An 18,006-nucleotide genomic window follows, 5' to 3' on the forward strand; every position below is an offset into this window, starting at 1 on the left:
ATGAAAGTGGCATCATGCTATTCCGTTCTGGTTATTGTTTTGGTTTAAATAGTCTTAAGCGATTGGCATTACTCACCACGGTAATTGATGATAGCGCCATTGCCGCGCCCGCGACGACTGGGCTGAGCATAATACCAAAAAACGGATACAGCACACCTGCCGCCACCGGAATCCCTAAACTGTTATATAGAAAGGCTCCGAGCAAATTCTGCTTGATGTTTTTCACCGTCGCTTTCGATAGTTCGATGCCATGTACTACCGCGAGTGGTGACGATTTAAGTAGTGTCATATTGGCATTTTCGATTGCAATATCAGACCCGCTTCCCATTGCAATACCAACATCGGCTTGAGCTAATGCCGGCGCATCATTAATGCCATCGCCTACCATCGCTACTATACGCTTACCTGTGCTGCTGTTTTGGAGTTCTGTAATATGCTGCGCTTTTTGATCCGGCAATACACCAGCAATGACTTTATCAATTCCAAGTTGTTGACCAATCGCATTGGCTACTGATGGATGATCGCCCGAAAGTAGAACCACTTCGATACCCATTTTGTGCAATTGCTTAACGGTGTGTTTCGATTCTTCACGCAATGGATCCGATACTCCAATGATGGCAGCGAGTTCACCATCTTGAGCAATCAGGATAGGCGTTTCAGCATTTTGTTCAAGCTGTGCGAGTGCATCGCGATGCTCAGTTAGCGATACTTGGTTTTCCTCTAAGTAACGCGGGCTACCAATCCAATATTGATGACCGCTTACGTTACCTTGCACCCCTAGGCCACGTTCGGTTTGGTAGTGATCTACCTTAGTATTTGCAATATCAATTTCGGTATAGGTTTGCTTAATATACTGACATACCGCTTGAGCCAATGGATGCTCAGATTGTGCTTCTAGCTGATAAACATCACTCCATAAACTAGTCGGATTTGAAACTAGGCAAGTTTCACTCTGCACACTCGGTTTACCTTGGGTCAGCGTGCCGGTTTTATCAAATACGATAGTTTGAATTTGGCTGGCCGTTTGCAGCACTTCGGCATCTTTAATTAATATTCCGAGCTCTGCTGCTTTGCCGACTCCAACCGTAATCGATAGTGGAGTGGCAAGGCCAAGCGCACAAGGGCAAGCAATAATCAGAACTGTAGTGACGACGACCAACATATAACTGGCTTGTGGGGTTGGGCCAAATAGATACCAAGCTGCCGCAGCAATGATGGCGATCATGATCACCACTGGCACAAATACTGATGAGATTTGATCCGCTAAACGAGCCAGCGCAGGCTTACTACTTTGAGCCTGGCGAACTAACTGAATGATGCGCGCTAGGGTAGTCTGTTCGCCAACCATAGTGGCTTTAATCAATAAGCTGCCGTCTTGGTTGATGGTGCCAGTAAATACTTTGTCTTCTTTTTGTTTAAGCGCAGCAATCGGTTCACCGGTGAGCATGGCTTCATCAAGATAAGATGAACCGTCAACAACCACACCATCAATGGGAATGCGTTCACCGGGTTTGACTCGTACTACCATACCAGTTTGAATATCTTTTACGGCAATTTGTTTTTCTTCACCATCTTGATACAGCGTAGCGGTTTTAGGTTGTAGATTGATTAAACCTTGCAGCGCATCGGTAGTTCTGGCTTTGGCTTTTGCTTCTATATAATGGCCGAGCGAGATTAAACCAATGATCATAGCACTGGCTTCAAAATACACATGACGCGCTTGTTCAGGAAACCAATTTGGCGCAATGACTACCAACATGGAATATAACCAAGCGGCGCCCGTACCAAGGGCAACTAAGGTATCCATAGTGGCACGTTTGTGAGTTAGCGCCTGCCAAGCATTAATGAAAAACGGTTTACCAGCAGTTGCCAGTAGGGCGAAACAAATGATGCCAATGATCCCCCAAGCCCATTGAGATTGAGGATTAGTGATCATCATGCTGCCACCAAGTACGCCCCACAGCATTAAAGGAACGCCAATCACAATACCTGCCACCGCACTGTTACGATGCGATTTTTGAGTTTTGCTAAATTGTGCTTGTTGTTGCTCACGCATTTGGTCGTCATTTTGAATGCGTTCGGCTTGGTAACCAGCAGCTTTTACTTGTTGGATAACTTGTTCAGCAACGTTTTCATTGGCTTGATCAATACTTCTGCTTTCAAGATAAGCCCATGCGGTTTGCTCGGCCAAATTAACTTGAGCGCGAGTCACTTTCGGATGGGAAGCGATGGCTTTTTCAACGGATGAAACGCAACTGGCGCATGTCATACCAGAAATCAAGAAATGCAAAGCGGTTGATGAATCACTGGCCTCTTCTAATTGTTGAGGCGCTGGCTGTTCTACCTGTGGCGCAGCTGTTTTTTCAGTAGAAGTTACGGGTTTTTCTGTCTCAAATACTGCGCTCTCTATTTGTTTGGCTTGATAACCAAGCTGTTCAATAACATCCGTAATATCAGAAGCTTCATGGTTACTCGTGATCTGTAGTGAATGCTTACTAACTTCCATTTGGCTAATGTCAGGAAGTTCACCTAAAGCGGTTTCTAGTTTTGCTACACAGCGTCCGCAATTTAAGCCGGTCAGTTCAAAATTCAAGGTTTGCTCTGCGCGATAACCAAACTCACTTAGCGCTTGATTAATCTCGCCTAATGTTGCTTCGGTATGTAGCTCTGCTTGAGTAGGGCTTATCGACTCAACTAGGGTATTGGTGAGCGTTTCTAATTTAGTGCGCGCTTTTTTAGCACAGCCCATACAATTTAGCCCATGCAAAGTTAGTTGATAATGATTCATAACGGCCTCTTAAGCACTGGTTATCTAGGAATTAACTGCACTATAAACCTTCCCACAAGGGTAGGGTCAAGAAAATGAGCACAATATATTAGCTTGTTCAGGCGAATTGGCGGGTGGTTTTAGTGTGTTATGGGGTTCTGAGGGCAAGTTAGCTAAACTTTATTTCTATCTATAATTAGGTGTTTATTGCTTAAGTTTATGAATTTAATTGATATTAACGTTTTTAACGTTAGAAAAAGTGTGTTTGGACTCAAACTTTCTGATGGACGCCTACTGATTAATATAATGAAGCTATAAAAAGTGTGTGAACTCGATCTTGATAGTTCTAATAATAGCTAAAGTGATTTGATCTGTGTCGCATTTATATTTGCTTTATGTTTTTTGATTTTATCCTATATTGTTGTTTTTAATGAATAATAGTTTTTTATCTTGTGTTCGGTTTGAGCTGGTTCATATTTTAACTTCCATTTAATTTCCACCTCAAAAAAAGATGGGATTATTACCCCGTGGAAACATTTCTAGACAAGTTCACCAGCTAGAGCTTGTTAAGGAACAATATAAAAACATAGGGGAAAAATATGAAAACCACATCTCAAAGGACTGTACTTAAGAAAACAGTAATCAGCAGTATTGTTACATCTTTACTACTTGGTGCTTCCGCTTACTCTAGCGCAATTTATGCTGCAGATGACGTTGCGCCAAATGACCCTGCAGTGGCAGGTGAAGGTGTTGCAGAAAAACCATACGAAGGCGGCTTTTTTGAAGACGCAACAGTAAATGGTGCGATTAATGTTTGGATGCGCGACCGTACACGAGCCAAAGTTGATGCTAATGGTCATGACACTTCTAAATATACAAACTTAGATCATGGTTCAATTTATGCCGGCTTAGATATTAAATCCGGTTACGCAAAAGATATTATTGGTCTGGATTTGAACGTATATGGCACATTTGATATGTGGAATAACGGCTCTCCAGACCATGAAATGAACTTCTGGAATGTTAACAATCCTTATGAAATGAGCCCAGGCACCAACACAGGTTGTAATGGCACATGGGATTCTTCATGTACCGATAATGGTGCTGCGTTCCAAACTGCCGCAGTGAAAGTGAAGCTTGGTGAATATGGTTTCGCGCGTGGTGGTTACTTCCAACCAACCGTGCCAACTGCAATGGGTGTGAACTGGTCTTACGCCGCTGGTACTTATGAAGGTGGTGAAATTGGTCTGAACTTTGGCCCTGTTGCGTTAGGCTTTGTCTATGCTGATGCTTATAAAGCGCCTTGGTATAAACATGATTACAGCTTCCGCACAGGTACTGGTCCAAATGCTGAAGATGCGGGTGATGCTTACTCAGTAGGTATGCGTTATACCATTAACGATCAAATGCTGGTTGATGTGGCTTACGCAGGCTTAACCGATGGCGACCGTAAAAACGCCCACGCCAAATTTAAAATGACGACGGATGGCGGTTGGTACATCTCTCCACAAGTGTATGTGGTCGATGATGATAACCAATACGACAAAACGGCTTTCCAAGCAGCGTTATTAACCTCTAAAACCTTTGGTCAATACGGCCTACGTTTAGAAAGTACCTATACTTCAGCAGATTCAGAAGATACTCGCGGTAATGTAGGTAACATGGCATATCGCTTAACAGAAGCATACGGTGGTTCAAACGGTGCTTATGATATCTGGTGGAACAACCGTTCGGATTTCAACCACGATGGCGAGCTAGGCTTCTTCGCCGAACTAAAACGTGACTTCTCTGACCTAGGTGCTCCAGGCTTTACTGTCGGTCTAAATGGTGTGTATGCCTTCGGTGCAGATTCTGACCAACAAGGTATTGATGACCTAGTGGAATACTCAGGTAGTGCGTTTGCATACTACTCAATCCAAGATGGCGCATTAAAAGGGGCTAACTTCGGGATCTACTACACCCATTATGTTAATGACTCAAATGCTAATGACTGGGCACCATACTCAAATGCCTTCCAAGATGAAAATGACTTGAAAGTAACCTTAACCATTCCTTTCACAGTGAAATAATCACGGAAGTCTTGAGTTAACAGCAACACCAAGTGGTCTCATGGCGTTATGTTGTGAGCCACTTGCCGAATGAAGGTGGCCGCCATTCATTCAAAATCCTAAACTGATATAGCGAATAAAAGGAAATGTCTTATCGATGTTTCCTTTTTCTTGTTTTAGTTACTGCAGATGAGATTAGTTCGAGCCAATTTATTGGTTGGCTATTTTAGTGCCTAGCATTGGGTGCTAGAATGTGCCCAACATTTTGCCACTGTATTGGTTTCACCACGCAGTGAGTCAAAAACCTGTTTTGTAAAACACTCGATAAGGTAATTTTGATGACGGTTAAAACACGTTTTGCTCCTAGCCCAACAGGCTATCTTCACGTAGGCGGTGCTCGTACTGCTCTTTATTCTTGGTTATACGCAAAAAGCCAAGGCGGTGAATTTGTTTTACGTATCGAAGATACCGACATTGAACGTTCAACCCAAGAAGCAGTTGATGCAATTTTAGAAGGCATGCAATGGATGGGTTTGGATTGGGATGAAGGTCCTTACTACCAAACTAAGCGCTTTGATCGTTACAATGAAATGGTTGATAAACTGCTTGCCGAAGACAAAGCTTATAAATGCTACGCATCAAAAGAACTTCTTGATGAAATTCGCGCTGAACAAGAAGCGAATAAAGAAATGGCGCGTTACGATGCCAATCACCCAAAAATTGTTGCCGTAAACCAAGCAGCAAAAGACGGTGACCCATGCGTAATTCGTTTCCGTAACCCGAAAGAAGGTTCGGTAGTATTTGAAGACCAAATCCGTGGCCGTATCGAAATTTCAAATAGCCAATTGGATGACTTAATCATTCGTCGTACTGACGGCTCTCCAACTTACAACTTCTGTGTCGTAGTTGATGATTGGGATATGGGCATTACGCACGTGGTTCGTGGTGAAGATCATATCAACAACACGCCTCGCCAAATCAACATCTATGAAGCACTAGGCGCGCCAGTTCCAACTTTCGCTCACTGTGCAATGATCTTAGGTGATGATGGTGCCAAGCTTTCAAAACGTCATGGCGCAGTAAGCGTAATGCAATACCGTGATGAAGGTTACTTGCCGAACGCGCTAAATAACTACCTAGTGCGTCTAGGTTGGTCTCATGGCGACCAAGAAATCTTCTCTCGCGAAGAGATGATTGAGTTCTTCAGCTTAAATGCAATCAGCAAATCTGCATCAGCATTTAACACGGATAAACTACTTTGGTTGAACAACCACTACATCAAAACGTCTGAGCCTGAGTACGTAGCAGAGCACCTACAATGGCACCTAGATAACCAAAACATCAACATCGAAAATGGCCCTGCGATTACTGATGTAATCAAACTGGTTGGTGAACGTTGTAATACTCTTATTGAATTAGCAGAGCAATCTCGCTACTTCTATGAAGATTTCTCAGAGTTTGAAGCGGGCGCAGCGAAGAAACACTTACGTGGCGTAGCGAAAGGTCCTCTTGAACTAGCGTTAAGCAAAGTAGAAGCTTTGAGCGATTGGACGACAGAAAACTTACACGGCGTTATTGCACAAGTATGTGAAGAGCTAGAAATCGGCATGGGTAAAATCGGCATGCCACTTCGCGTTGCAGTAACCGGTGGTGGTCAATCTCCGTCTGTTGATGCAGTCATGCAATTAATTGGTCAAGAGCGCGTAATTGCTCGTATCAAGATGGCATTAGCTTTTATCGAAGAACGTGAAGCTAACGCTCAATAATTATCTTTTTCGATAAAACACCTTATGAAAAGTCGATCGATTGATCGGCTTTTTTTGTTTTAAACATCCCGAGTTTTTCTATAAAAATTATATAAACCTGACTTATATCAAGGTTATTTTTAATATTTATTCTTAATGGTAACTATTATCATTAACTTTTCCGTTTTTATCATATAGAATGTTGGCTTCACTGAATTCCGTTGGTTTACCTGACGTCTTATATTGAACGGACTTAATCATGCAGTTTCCATCATCAATAACACTTCCTCGTTATGCACAATCGAGTACCAAGCTTAAAGGTATTACGTTAGCTCTATTGGCCATTTCTAGTTTTTCAACTCAGGCAGATTCTTTAGATAATGCACGCAGTATTGAGCGTCAGACCAATCAAGTGGCGAAAAATTCACAGCAAAAGATTGATGCTAATTCCGACCAGAGTTTCCAATTGCAAGCCGAGGTAGAGCGCCTGCAAGATCAAGTTGATAACTTATCTTTATATCAAACTCACTTGAAAAAGCTGGTGGAAAGCCAAGAAGCGGAAAAAGTCAGTATTGATGAGCAATTGACTAATATCGAAGAAACTCGTCAAGGGGTAGTGCCTTTGATGTATCACATGATTGATGGTTTGCAATTCTCATTAGAGCAAGGCGCTCCGGTTCGTTTTGCAAGTCGTGAAAAACGTCTCGATGAATTAAAAACCTTGATGGGACGTTCAGATATTTCTGATGCAGAAAAATACCGCAGAATTTTAGAAGCCTACCAAATCGAAATGGACTACGGCTCAAAGCTTGGCGTCTATGAAGGTCAGATAAACCTAAGCCAAGATAATGACGGCCAAGATGATACACGCCAAGTAGACTTGTTGTATGTCGGTAAGGTTGTATTACTGGCTCGTAGCAAAGATGCGCAACATGCATGGTTGTGGTCACAATCTCAAAAACAGTGGCAAGAAGTCGCAGCAGATCAAAAGCCGGATATCAATCAAGCCTATGCATTGGCTAATAAGCAACAAGCACCAAGTTTATTGCATTTACCGCTTTCTGTGACTCAAGCATCCGCATCTAATTCTTCAACTCAGGAGACAAAATAATGAAGTTACTGTCTCTTCTTATTACTTCAATTAGTTTAGCGATTGTGAGTGTTAGCGCGTCAGCCGATGATCTTGCAACCCTAGATAACAAAGCGAAAGCAGAACAACAAACGGAAAATGCGCATAATCAACAACGTGTGGCGTTAAGTGCTGAACAACGTGCTGCGCTGCAAGCTAAGCGCGATCAACTTGCTAAACAATTAGCCCAAATTGAACAAGAAAATGCCCAATTGAGCGATACTTTTTCTGCCAACGAAGAAATTCTGGCAGAGAAAGAAAAAGAGCTTCAGTTAGCGACGGGGAGTTTAGGCGAATTGTTTGGCGTAGTTCGTCAAGCCGCCAAAGATGTTCAGCTAAGCTATGAAACCTCACTACTTGGCGAACAAGGTAAAGCGTTTAATACCACATTAGATAAAGTTATCAGTACCGATACGCTACCATCTTTAAAATTGCTGAATGGCCTATGGCAAGCGATGCAATACAAAGTGGCGACAGGTAGTGAAGTGGCTTCTGTGACACTTCCTTTCGTGCAAGGTGATGGTAAAACACAGCAAGTGAATGCGCTACGTATTGGCGACATGGCACTACTCACCGATCAAGGTTATGTGAAGTGGGACTTTGCTCGTCAGCAAGCTTCCAACTATTTAGCATTACCATCGGATGCACCAACTCTAGCAAGCTTTAAGCAAGATGCGAATCAAGCCATGCTTATCGATCCTACTCGTGGCGTGATGCTTGAGCAATATGCCCATCAACCAACCTTAATGCAACGCATCGATCAAGCTGGGGTAGTTGGTAAGATCATCATTGCGATTTTAGTGATTGGTTTAATTATTGCGTTGGTTCGCGGTGTTCGCTTAATGATGACGCAGCAACAAATTTCAAAGCAGTTAAAACAACCTGAAAATCCAACCGACGATAACCCACTAGGCCGCATTCTTAATGTGTACAACAAAGAGAAAAAGCAATCAGTGGAATCATTAGAACTGCGTCTACTAGAAAGTATTCTTGATGAGCAACAAGGCTTAGAGCGTGGTCTGTCGATGCTGAAGTTATTCGCTGCACTTGCGCCAATGTTGGGCTTACTAGGTACAGTAACCGGCATGATCGAAACCTTCCAAGTGATTACTCAATTTGGTAATGGCGATCCGAAAGTGATGGCGGGGGGTATTTCGATGGCCTTGATCACTACGGTACTTGGTTTAGTCGCCGCGATGCCGTTGTTGCTAGCACATAATATCCTTTCAAACCGCGCAGAAGTGATCCGCAATACGCTTGAAAAACAAGGTGTAAGTTTAGTGGCTCGCCGTGCGGAAATTGAATCAGATAAAGCCAATCTAGCCGGAGCTAATGCGTAATGTTGGCTTGGATTTCCACTCAATTCCCTGAGCTGATGGACTCTCATCTTTTAGAGTTCATGGCGCGTGGTGGGCAAGTGTTGTGGTGGCTAGGTGCGGTTGTACTTTTATGCTGGGTATTGATTATTGAGCGTATTCTGTTTTTGAGTGTGTCTTACCGTCATGCAAAAGCAGGCTGGGTAGGGCAATGGAAGCAGCGTCACGAACATGATTCTTGGTACGCATTGGCACAAAAGCAAGGTATGTTGCAGCAAGCGCATGTGATGCTGACTCAAAACCTAGACCTTATCAAAGTACTGGTTAGCCTATGCCCAATGCTCGGCCTACTCGGTACAGTAACCGGCATGATCACCGTATTTGATTTGATGTCGATTTCAGGCAGCAACGACCCTAAATTAATGGCTTCAGGTATTTCAATGGCAACATTACCAACAATGGCTGGCATGGTTGCCGCATTAGCAGGAATGTTTGCCCACTCTCGTTTAGTGAAAGTTGCGACTCGTAAAGAGATGCACTTAGAACAACAATTAAGGAGCGGCGAATGAGATTAGTTCGTCCCACAAAAGCAAAAGAAGAAGCGCAAGTCGATTTAACTTCGATGCTTGATATCGTGTTTATCATGTTGATTTTCTTCATCGTAACCAGCTCATTTGTTAATGAATCAGGTGTTGAAGTCAATCGACCTCAAGCCTCTCATGCGACAGCGCAAAAAGATGCAGGTATTTTTATTGCCGTAACAGCCGCCAACGATGTGTATATCGATAAGCGTCGTGTCGATGTTGAACGCGTAGAAGCTGCATTAGAAAAAATCGCGATTGATAAACCGGATGCAAGCTTAGTGATCCAAGCGGATAAGCATGCTTATAACGGTACAGTAGTTGAAGTGATGGATGCTGCCAAAGGTGCAGGGATTTCAAAAATTGCTTTAGCCACGGCTGATAAGTCTTAAGCGAGAATGGATGATGAGTGACAGCAGTACAGCTCACAATATGAATAACGCCGTGAGTAATGCATGGATACGTTTATTGATTGCTATTCCGCTTGGCCTAGTCACGGCGGTGGCGTTATTTGCATTTATGTCTTGGATGGTCGGCAGTGTTAAAACTGGCGTGACTGATGACCAAGGGCCACTGGCGTTTGATGTCGTGATGCAAGAACAAGATTCCGATTCACAACGCCGTCAGCGCCGACTGCCTGAGCCACCAAAAGTACCAGAGCAGCCACAAGCATTATCAACACCAGCGACGCCAGCGGCTTCAATGCCGTCAGTACAAGCGCCTCAAGTGGCTCTTGATACTAGCATGGCATTCTCGGATGTCGGTGTGGCGATCAATATGCCTAACATTAATGTCAGCAACAATATCTCCCAAGGGGTAGGCCAGCAACAACAAGCGATGCCGTTATATCGTGCTCAACCAACCTACCCACAACGAATGTTGAAGCGCCGAGTTGAAGGCTATGTGGTGATGTCATTTACCATCAATGAACAAGGTCGCCCCGAAGATATTGAAGTGGTTGAAGCTGAGCCTTCGAAAGCGTTTGTTCGTCCTGCAATACAAGCGTTGCGTAACTGGAAATATCAACCTCAAATTGAAGGTGGTAGTGCAGTGAAGCAACCAGGGCAGCAAGTGAAAATTGAATTTAAGATAAACCAATAGCCTGTAACTAATGATTTATGGCTTAAGAAAATGATGGTCAAACTTATGATGTTGAGTATGGATAAGTTATTTCACAATCTTTCGCTTTCTTTGTTAAATAAGAAGGCAATATTGGTGTGTCTAGTAACCAGCCTACTTGCTGTGTCATTCAATAGTAGTGCCGCAGGGGTAACGCCTTATACCGGTAAAAAACTGACTCAAGCGAGTGAGTTGGCACAAAATGATCATCTTGATAAAGCGATTCGAGTATTAACGTCCTATGATCCTAAAGCGGATTATGACAAAGCGTTCGTCAATCGAGTTTTAGCGATCTACTACTGGCAAGCCGAACAACCAAAATCATCTATTTCAGCACTAAGAACCTCGGTAGGTTTAAAGGTGTTAGAGCCTAAAGTGCAATGGCAAGCCAATCGCATGTTAGGGGATATTTTGTATTCTGAGCAAGACTTTGCCAATGCAGCCAAAGAGTATCGCAATACGCTAGCGGTAAAATATACCCCAAGCAGTGCAGATAAAGCGCAATTTAAAAAAGACACCAATGAAGTGTACTTTCGTTTAGCCGTTGCTTATTACCAGCAGCAGCAATGGGCACAAGTTCGTAGTGCCGTCATTAAGTATCAAGCGCCCGATGCCAAAAAACGTTTACAAGCATTACGCATGCAAGTCATTGCTGAATTTAGATTAAAGCAATGGGGAAATGCGGAAAGAACATTAACGAATTTGATCCGTCTTGAGCCTGATAATAAAGCATGGTGGCAACAGCAAATTTCTACTCAGTTGCAACAGCATAAAAACCAATCGGCACTTGAAACCTATTCTTTGGCTAAAAAGCATAATCTTGAATTTACCGCCAATGACTATAAGTCGTTATCTCAACTGTATGCACAAAATAAGATCCCAGAGCGTGGCGCGAGAATCTTACAAGAAATGTTTAACGCCTACCCAGAGAGCAAGACGATAGATAATCAAAAGGCGCAAGCTTATTACTATCAAATGGCACGTGAATGGCCGCAAGCAATTGCAAGCTGGGAAGCATTAGCCAAACGTGATGCTCAGTACTACTGGCCGCTAACTCAGTTGTATATTCAGCAAAAAGATTACAATAAAGCCAGCCAAGTGATCGACAAAGCGCAACCTTATGCCAAAAAATCTGAATTTGGTTTAGCGAAGATCCAACTATTGTATCGCTTAGAAAAATACAACGATGCACTGGCAGAGGCCAAGCGTCTTAATGAAGTACAGCCATCGGCTTCTGCACAAACCTGGATTGTATTTCTAAATAATAAACTGCAAAGTCAGCCACAAGATGAACCTCAAGGAATGTCTTCTTAATGGCAGAGACCGAGGTAGTAAGGTGTAGTGTGCAATCAGCACAATTTACTCGAATTGAAAAGGTATTAGAGTTTATTCACCATCATCTATTTCTGCCTTTATCTTTGGATGATATTGCGCAAAAAAGTTGTTGGTCTCGTTGGCAACTACAACGCGTATTTACTGCCAAAACAGGGGTCAACGTCGCGCAATATATCCGAGAGCTAAAACTCAGTGGTGCCGCTGAAAGCCTTTTGGATTCACCTACAGAGCGAGTGTTGGATATTGCACTGAGCTTTGGTTTTAACTCTGAAATTAGCTTTAGTCGTTCCTTCAAACAATTCTTTGGTTGCTCACCAAGAGAGTACCGCAAGCGTGGTATTCGCACTGGATTACGCCAGCCTATTACTTATATTGCCCCTTCAAGTAGTCATATTTCTTCAAGCCCGAATGTTCAAGCATTACCCTTGGGGATTGGCCATCATGATTTTACCCAAATCAGAATTGAACATAAGCCCGCATTTTGTTTAGCTGGTTATCAAGGAGAGATCGGAGGGCTATTTTCTTCTCAGCCTGATTTTCAGCAATTAGTGCCTACTATTTGGCATGAATTTGAACGTTTAAAATCACAAGATGCTATTGGTCACGCAGCAATGGATAACCGAGTAAACCATTCCTCAGAAGTTAATAACACACCCGTTCTTCGTTATGGGGTTATCGATACTTTATCACTCCATGATGACCGCTTAACTTATTGGGCATCGGAAGAGTGTAGTGATCATTTACCGGAAAATTTAAAGCAGTTACACATTCCCGAGCAGCAATATGTGGTTCTACCTCATCGTGGTGAGATTGCGCAGCTGAAATCAAAATTGGAATGGTTATTTAGCGATTGGTTACCTCAAAGTGGATACAGTGGGGTAGACGGTTTTGAATTGGAAATCTATTCAGCTAACTATCAGTTGAACTCACCGGATGCTTATATGGAGTACTGGCTACCGATTGAGAGCCATAAATCGTAATGTTTCTTTGTGCTCTAATGATCTCACTTTGAAGCGCGAGAATTGATACCACAAAAAGTTCCCTCCAAACTCAAAGATGCACCAAATTGTTAACTTTCCTTTGTTGCAAATAGATATCATTTAGAAATGATAATGATTATCGTTGAATAATGAGCAACCATTTGTAGGAAGGGAAAATGCCTCGCTTGAAAAATACAAAATCCGCTTTTCACACATCAAAGTTACTTACCGCTAGCCCACTGGCTCTAGCGATTACCAGTATCCTATTTGCCCCTAATTTGATGGCTGAAGAAGCTGATACGGCGGCGACAGAACAAGAGACTATTACAGTACTCGGCCAAACCTATCGTAATACTGCGACCAAAACGTCACTTGAACCAGAAGAAACGCCTCAGGCTATTTCAGTGATCAATTCTGATGACTTTGAAAACCGTGGCGTGTCATCGGTTCAGCAAGCACTGCGTTATGCTCCGGGTGTTAATGCTGAGCTGAAAGGTGGTAGTGTCACCATGTATGACAACTACAACATCCGTGGTTTTGAAAACAACCAGATGTACTATGATGGGCTGGTTCTACAATACCTAGTTGGTTGGAACTTACAGCCACAAATTGACCCAATTGCTTTAGAGCGCGTCGAAATCTTCAAAGGGCCAAGTTCCGTATTATATGGTGCGATGCCACCGGGCGGTATGGTTAACCTAATTGCCAAATCTCCTCAAAAAGAACGTAATACCGATGTTTCAATTGCGACAGGTTCTCGTAACCTAGTCAAAGCTTCGATTGATACAACGGGTCAGTTTGGTGATTCAAATGTTTATTATCGCTTGATCGGTTCTGCTTCTCATCGTGATGGACAAGTCGATTACACCGAAGAAGAACGCTACGTTATTGCACCGTCTATCGATTGGTACGTGACTGATAATACCCTTGTAAATTTCAATTTTTATTATCAGAACGATCCTAATATGGGCATGAACTCGGCGATGCCTGCTTCTGGTTCGGTATGGGATAACCCGAACGGCAGCATAGATAAAAATGCTTCCATGGGGGATAAAAACTGGAGCAAGTTTGAACGTGAATTCTGGATGGCTGGTTATAAGATCGATCACTCATTCAATGAAAACTGGTCGTTCTTGCAGAATGCTCGCTTTATGAAAGCCGATTTAAGTCAGAAAAATACTTATCACTTAACCACTGGTTGGGATGCTTCTACAGGCGATTTAGCTCGAAATATATACAGTACTGATGAAGATTCAAAAGGTTTCACTATTGATAACCAATTGTCTGGTTTAGTCCATACTGGTGTTGTTGAACATAACTTACTGTTCGGCGTGGATTATCAATATTTGACAGGTGAATCTGATTATCAAGAATATGGTGCAGCACCAAGTTTTAATGTCTTTGCACCGAATAATAATCAAATCAATCCATCAAGCCTAACCTCTGTTTATCAAGGTTTAGATGATGTAAGAGTTGAGCAAATCGGTGTTTATTTTCAAGATCAAATGCGCATCGATCGCGTAGTACTTATGGCTGGTGGTCGTTATGATAACTATCAATCAAAAAGCAATTATTCAGATGCTTATGCTGTTATCGATAGTGAAATTAATCAAAACAATTTCTCATACCGTGTTGGTGCCATGTATGAATTTGATTCTGGTTGGTCTCCATATATCAACTATGCAACCAGCTTTGAGCCGGTAGCCGGTGTTGATACAAATGGTGATAAATTTGACCCATCGACAGGCCAACAAATTGAAGGTGGTGTGAAGTATTTATCGGCTGATTATGCAACATCAATGACGGCTTCGTTGTTCCATATTGTGAAAAGTGATGTAGTGGTTGCAGATCCTAATGACCCAACATTCCAAGATAAAATCCAAGTGGGTGAAATTCGCTCACAAGGTGCTGAGTTTGAAGGCCGTACTATGCTGACAGACAACTGGGATGTATCGGCAAGCTACACCTATACCGATATGGAAATCACCAAAGACACGACAGGGCTTGAGGGCAAAACACCGATTTACGTACCTGAACACGCAGCTACGTTATGGACTAACTACTACGTGTATAACGGTATCTTAGGTGGTTCTCGCTTTGGTGCCGGTGCACGTTATATTGGCGAGCGTCAAATGGATGCTGCGAATACCGACACAGTGCCAGATTACACGGTAGTCGATTTGTCTCTAGGTTATGATTTGGCATATTTAACCAACAGCCTACAAGGCGCAGCGGTTAACTTAAGCGTTAATAACCTATTTGATGAAGATACGTTCACTTGTTATGACTCAGCAAACTGCTGGTATGGCGAAGAGCGTACCGTAGAATTTAAGTTTGATTATAAGTTCTAGCGTATAGCATCACTTAGCAAATCACTGTAAAGAGCTAGCCGTTGGTTGGCTCTTTTTTGTTGTGAGATGCGTGACGAGATCCGAGGACGCTTTACTCGAGACACGAGAAGCAGGTAAAGATCGCTTTTTGCTTTTTCACGTAACTCGAAACACGCTACTCGCGACCTTTATGTTGCGTGTAACGTGAACGCTTCTCTCCGTGTTGCGAGTAAAATTAGCAGATAACCTGGAATTAACCTGGCTCTTCGGCTCCCGAGTGAAACGTCCCCGCGACCCGAATCACACAACTTTATCTTTTAAATCTAAATGAAAATTAGTATCATTGCGTTTAATGTAATTAAGTTTGATGAGCCTTGCTGTGACTGATCCTAGATACCAACAATTATTCCATTATGCCGATCATGTGACGCCTTATCTCCGAGGTGAATTATTTGACGGCGAACTAGTGCAAGCGCCGCTAGGTGATGATTGGTTACTCTCAGAGCATAACAATCAAGAACTGCTACAAGACATCTATGCAAAACTTCAGCTTTCTCATCCTGAAGCGGGTCATGCCTATTGGTTAAACCGTACCTGGACTTTGTTAGTTTGGCAGCCTGTCTATGTAAGCTTTATCAGTATTTATGGTATTAGTGCTTTGCCTGCGATGTCGACCATTAGTCAACAATGGCGAGGGGATGCGAATTTTGTGGCAGGCTTTACGCTGCAAGATGTGCCGATGCATGATGGCGAACCTGAAGAGCTGATTAAGATTGCTGCTAACGAGTTATTACCGTTATTTGAAGATTATCGTACTCAGCTTGATGAGAATGTTCGTATCCGTCCGGGCTTTACCAAACATGTTCTTGCTGATTTATTGGTAATGGCATTGCTACGCTTACAAGATTTACACAAAGACCTACCACAAGAGTACATTCCTCAACATGCTAAACGCTGGTTAGAAGCATTTGGATTATCGACAAAAGCGATGGATTCACTGCATTACGATTTAGTAGAAAGCAAATGGCATTACGTTCGCACCACCTGTTGTATGGTGTATCGCTGCGAAGGTCGTAACCTGTGCGATAACTGCCCAAGAGCAAAATAACTTCCCACGCTAATTTAGCCCTCTGACTTATTGGATCTGGTATAACAAATAGGCTACCATCAGCGCCCCTTTTTTGAGTGTCGCAGAGGTATGTATGTTTATTGGCTTTGACTATGGGACGGCGAACTGTTCTGTCGCAATGATGGAAAATGGCAAGCCTCGCTTATTGCCATTAGAAGGTGACAGTCATTTTATCCCCTCGACTATTTGCGCTCCCACACGGGAATCGGTCGCTGAATATCTGTATCGCTTTATGCAAGTTCAGCCGAAAGATACCGCCGGTGATCAAGCCTTACGACGCGCAATTAATCTCAACCGTGAAGAAGATATAGAGCTGCAATTGGGCGATGTTCAATTTGGTCAGCAGGCGCTGGATACTTACCTTTCCGACCCGCAAGAAGTCTACTACGTAAAATCGCCGAAATCCTTTTTAGGGGCGAGCGGTTTGCATGCCACTCAACTGGTGTTTTTTGAAGATCTAGTTTGTAGCATGATGAAGAACATCAAGAGCCAAGCCGAGTTTTCTAGCCAACAAGATATTACTCAAGCGGTGATTGGGCGTCCGATTAACTTTCACGGACGTGGTGGTATCGATGCCAACCGTCAAGCCGAAAGCATTCTATTACATGCCGCTACTCGGGCAGGTTTTAAAGACATTGAATTTCAATTTGAACCAGTTGCTGCTGGTTTAGAATACGAAAGTACCTTGAGCCAAAATCAAACCGTACTCGTGGTGGATATCGGCGGTGGTACGACCGATTGCTCGTTGATTGAAATGGGCCCAGATTGGCAACAAAAAACCGACCGAACAGAGAGCTTACTAGGGCATAGTGGACAGCGTGTGGGTGGGAATGATTTAGATATTTATCTGGCATTTAAACAAATCATGCCTTTGTTTGGATTTGGCTCTCAAATGAATAGCGGGATTGAAATGCCGATCACTCAGTTTTGGAACCCCATCGCGATTAACAACGTGGTGGCGCAAAAAGACTTCTACGAAACTGTAAATTTGAAGTCGTTAAAGTTATTACAAAAAGAGGCCAAAGAGCCAGAGAAGTTAGCGCGTTTATTAGCTGCTTACCAACATACACTAGGCTATCAAATTGTGCGTAAAGCAGAAGAAGCTAAGATTGGCTTATCAGATGCTCAGAAACATTCATTGATGATGCCTGTAGCTTCAGAGGTGTTAGAGCTTGATATCAGCCTAGAGCAAATGGTGGAAGCGGTAGATACGCCAGTGCAAAAGATGATGGGTTTGGTCACCGAAGTGATGAAGCAAGCCACTAAAAAACCGGATGTGATCTTTATGACTGGCGGTAGTGCTCGTTCGCCATTTTTACGCCAAGCACTAGAGCAACAACTGCCGAATGTACCGATTGTCAGTGGTAACTATTTTGGTTCGGTGACCGCAGGGTTAGCTCGTTGGGCGCAGACGGTGTTTGCTTGATCTGAATTTTGATTAGTTAACCGTATCAATAAAAAAGGCAGTGATCGCTAAGATTACTGCCTTTATTTATTTGTTTTGATTTTGTGGTTAAGTCTTTGTTG

At 43.0% G+C, this 18,006-nt stretch carries 13 protein-coding genes; 12 read left to right on the forward strand and 1 reads right to left on the reverse strand.

What is annotated here, in order from left to right:
• Nucleotides 1-31: 31 nt before the first annotated feature.
• A complete protein-coding gene (locus L3V25_RS08085) occupies nt 32-2,788 on the reverse strand; it encodes a copper-translocating P-type ATPase (protein WP_237294864.1) in 2,757 nt (918 codons plus the stop codon).
• 578 nt (nt 2,789-3,366) lie between these two features.
• Between L3V25_RS08085 and L3V25_RS08090 the strand changes: the two genes are divergently transcribed.
• From L3V25_RS08090 to yegD, 12 genes are all read left to right on the forward strand, one after another.
• Nucleotides 3,367-4,836: an OprD family outer membrane porin gene (locus L3V25_RS08090; protein ID WP_237294865.1), complete on the forward strand. Its 1,470-nt coding sequence runs from the start codon at nt 3,367-3,369 to the stop codon at nt 4,834-4,836.
• 317 nt (nt 4,837-5,153) lie between these two features.
• Nucleotides 5,154-6,581 carry a glutamate--tRNA ligase gene (gltX, locus tag L3V25_RS08095; RefSeq protein WP_027697472.1) on the forward strand — a complete coding sequence of 476 codons (1,428 nt, stop codon included), beginning with the start codon at nt 5,154-5,156 and terminating at the stop codon, nt 6,579-6,581.
• A 238-nt stretch (nt 6,582-6,819) separates the two neighbouring features.
• Nucleotides 6,820-7,671 (forward strand): DUF3450 domain-containing protein, encoded by an 852-nt coding sequence (locus L3V25_RS08100; protein WP_237294866.1) that lies wholly within the window; start codon nt 6,820-6,822, stop codon nt 7,669-7,671.
• Complete coding sequence (locus tag L3V25_RS08105) at nt 7,671-9,029, forward strand: MotA/TolQ/ExbB proton channel family protein (RefSeq protein ID WP_237294867.1); 1,359 nt, start codon at nt 7,671-7,673, stop codon at nt 9,027-9,029. Before L3V25_RS08100 ends, L3V25_RS08105 begins: the two co-directional genes overlap by 1 nt.
• On the forward strand, nt 9,029-9,574 hold the full coding sequence (locus tag L3V25_RS08110; protein ID WP_237294868.1) for a MotA/TolQ/ExbB proton channel family protein: 546 nt from the start codon (nt 9,029-9,031) through the stop codon (nt 9,572-9,574). The genes L3V25_RS08105 and L3V25_RS08110 overlap by 1 nt, the downstream gene beginning before the upstream one ends.
• On the forward strand, nt 9,571-9,978 hold the full coding sequence (locus L3V25_RS08115) for a biopolymer transporter ExbD (RefSeq protein WP_027697458.1): 408 nt from the start codon (nt 9,571-9,573) through the stop codon (nt 9,976-9,978). The genes L3V25_RS08110 and L3V25_RS08115 overlap by 4 nt, the downstream gene beginning before the upstream one ends.
• Nucleotides 9,979-9,988: 10 nt before the next feature.
• Nucleotides 9,989-10,687, forward strand: coding sequence for an energy transducer TonB (locus tag L3V25_RS08120; protein ID WP_237294869.1), 699 nt, complete (start codon nt 9,989-9,991; stop codon nt 10,685-10,687).
• Nucleotides 10,688-10,744: 57 nt separating this feature from the next.
• Nucleotides 10,745-12,019: a hypothetical protein gene (locus tag L3V25_RS08125; protein WP_237294870.1), complete on the forward strand. Its 1,275-nt coding sequence runs from the start codon at nt 10,745-10,747 to the stop codon at nt 12,017-12,019.
• 29 nt (nt 12,020-12,048) lie between these two features.
• Complete coding sequence (locus tag L3V25_RS08130; protein ID WP_237294871.1) at nt 12,049-13,020, forward strand: AraC family transcriptional regulator; 972 nt, start codon at nt 12,049-12,051, stop codon at nt 13,018-13,020.
• A gap of 176 nt (nt 13,021-13,196) precedes the next feature.
• On the forward strand, nt 13,197-15,371 hold the full coding sequence (locus tag L3V25_RS08135) for a TonB-dependent siderophore receptor (protein ID WP_237294872.1): 2,175 nt from the start codon (nt 13,197-13,199) through the stop codon (nt 15,369-15,371).
• Nucleotides 15,372-15,729: 358 nt separating this feature from the next.
• Nucleotides 15,730-16,458 carry a siderophore ferric iron reductase gene (locus L3V25_RS08140; RefSeq protein ID WP_237294873.1) on the forward strand — a complete coding sequence of 243 codons (729 nt, stop codon included), beginning with the start codon at nt 15,730-15,732 and terminating at the stop codon, nt 16,456-16,458.
• Nucleotides 16,459-16,552: 94 nt separating this feature from the next.
• Nucleotides 16,553-17,905, forward strand: a complete 1,353-nt coding sequence (yegD, locus tag L3V25_RS08145) for a molecular chaperone (protein ID WP_237294874.1) — start codon at nt 16,553-16,555, stop codon at nt 17,903-17,905.
• Nucleotides 17,906-18,006: the final 101 nt, after the last annotated feature.

This window comes from Vibrio sp. CK2-1 (genome assembly GCF_021726515.1).
Lineage (GTDB): Bacteria > Pseudomonadota > Gammaproteobacteria > Enterobacterales > Vibrionaceae > Vibrio.

What these genes read in the sequence shown, in the direction of transcription:
- L3V25_RS08085 (WP_237294864.1), bottom strand. Translation starts at nt 2,788, where the DNA reads ATGAATCATTATCAACTAACTTTGCATGGGCTAAATTGTATGGGCTGT.
- L3V25_RS08090 (WP_237294865.1), top strand. Translation starts at nt 3,367, where the DNA reads ATGAAAACCACATCTCAAAGGACTGTACTTAAGAAAACAGTAATCAGC.
- gltX (WP_027697472.1), top strand. Translation starts at nt 5,154, where the DNA reads ATGACGGTTAAAACACGTTTTGCTCCTAGCCCAACAGGCTATCTTCAC.
- L3V25_RS08100 (WP_237294866.1), top strand. Translation starts at nt 6,820, where the DNA reads ATGCAGTTTCCATCATCAATAACACTTCCTCGTTATGCACAATCGAGT.
- L3V25_RS08105 (WP_237294867.1), top strand. Translation starts at nt 7,671, where the DNA reads ATGAAGTTACTGTCTCTTCTTATTACTTCAATTAGTTTAGCGATTGTG.
- L3V25_RS08110 (WP_237294868.1), top strand. Translation starts at nt 9,029, where the DNA reads ATGTTGGCTTGGATTTCCACTCAATTCCCTGAGCTGATGGACTCTCAT.
- L3V25_RS08115 (WP_027697458.1), top strand. Translation starts at nt 9,571, where the DNA reads ATGAGATTAGTTCGTCCCACAAAAGCAAAAGAAGAAGCGCAAGTCGAT.
- L3V25_RS08120 (WP_237294869.1), top strand. Translation starts at nt 9,989, where the DNA reads ATGATGAGTGACAGCAGTACAGCTCACAATATGAATAACGCCGTGAGT.
- L3V25_RS08125 (WP_237294870.1), top strand. Translation starts at nt 10,745, where the DNA reads ATGGATAAGTTATTTCACAATCTTTCGCTTTCTTTGTTAAATAAGAAG.
- L3V25_RS08135 (WP_237294872.1), top strand. Translation starts at nt 13,197, where the DNA reads ATGCCTCGCTTGAAAAATACAAAATCCGCTTTTCACACATCAAAGTTA.
- yegD (WP_237294874.1), top strand. Translation starts at nt 16,553, where the DNA reads ATGTTTATTGGCTTTGACTATGGGACGGCGAACTGTTCTGTCGCAATG.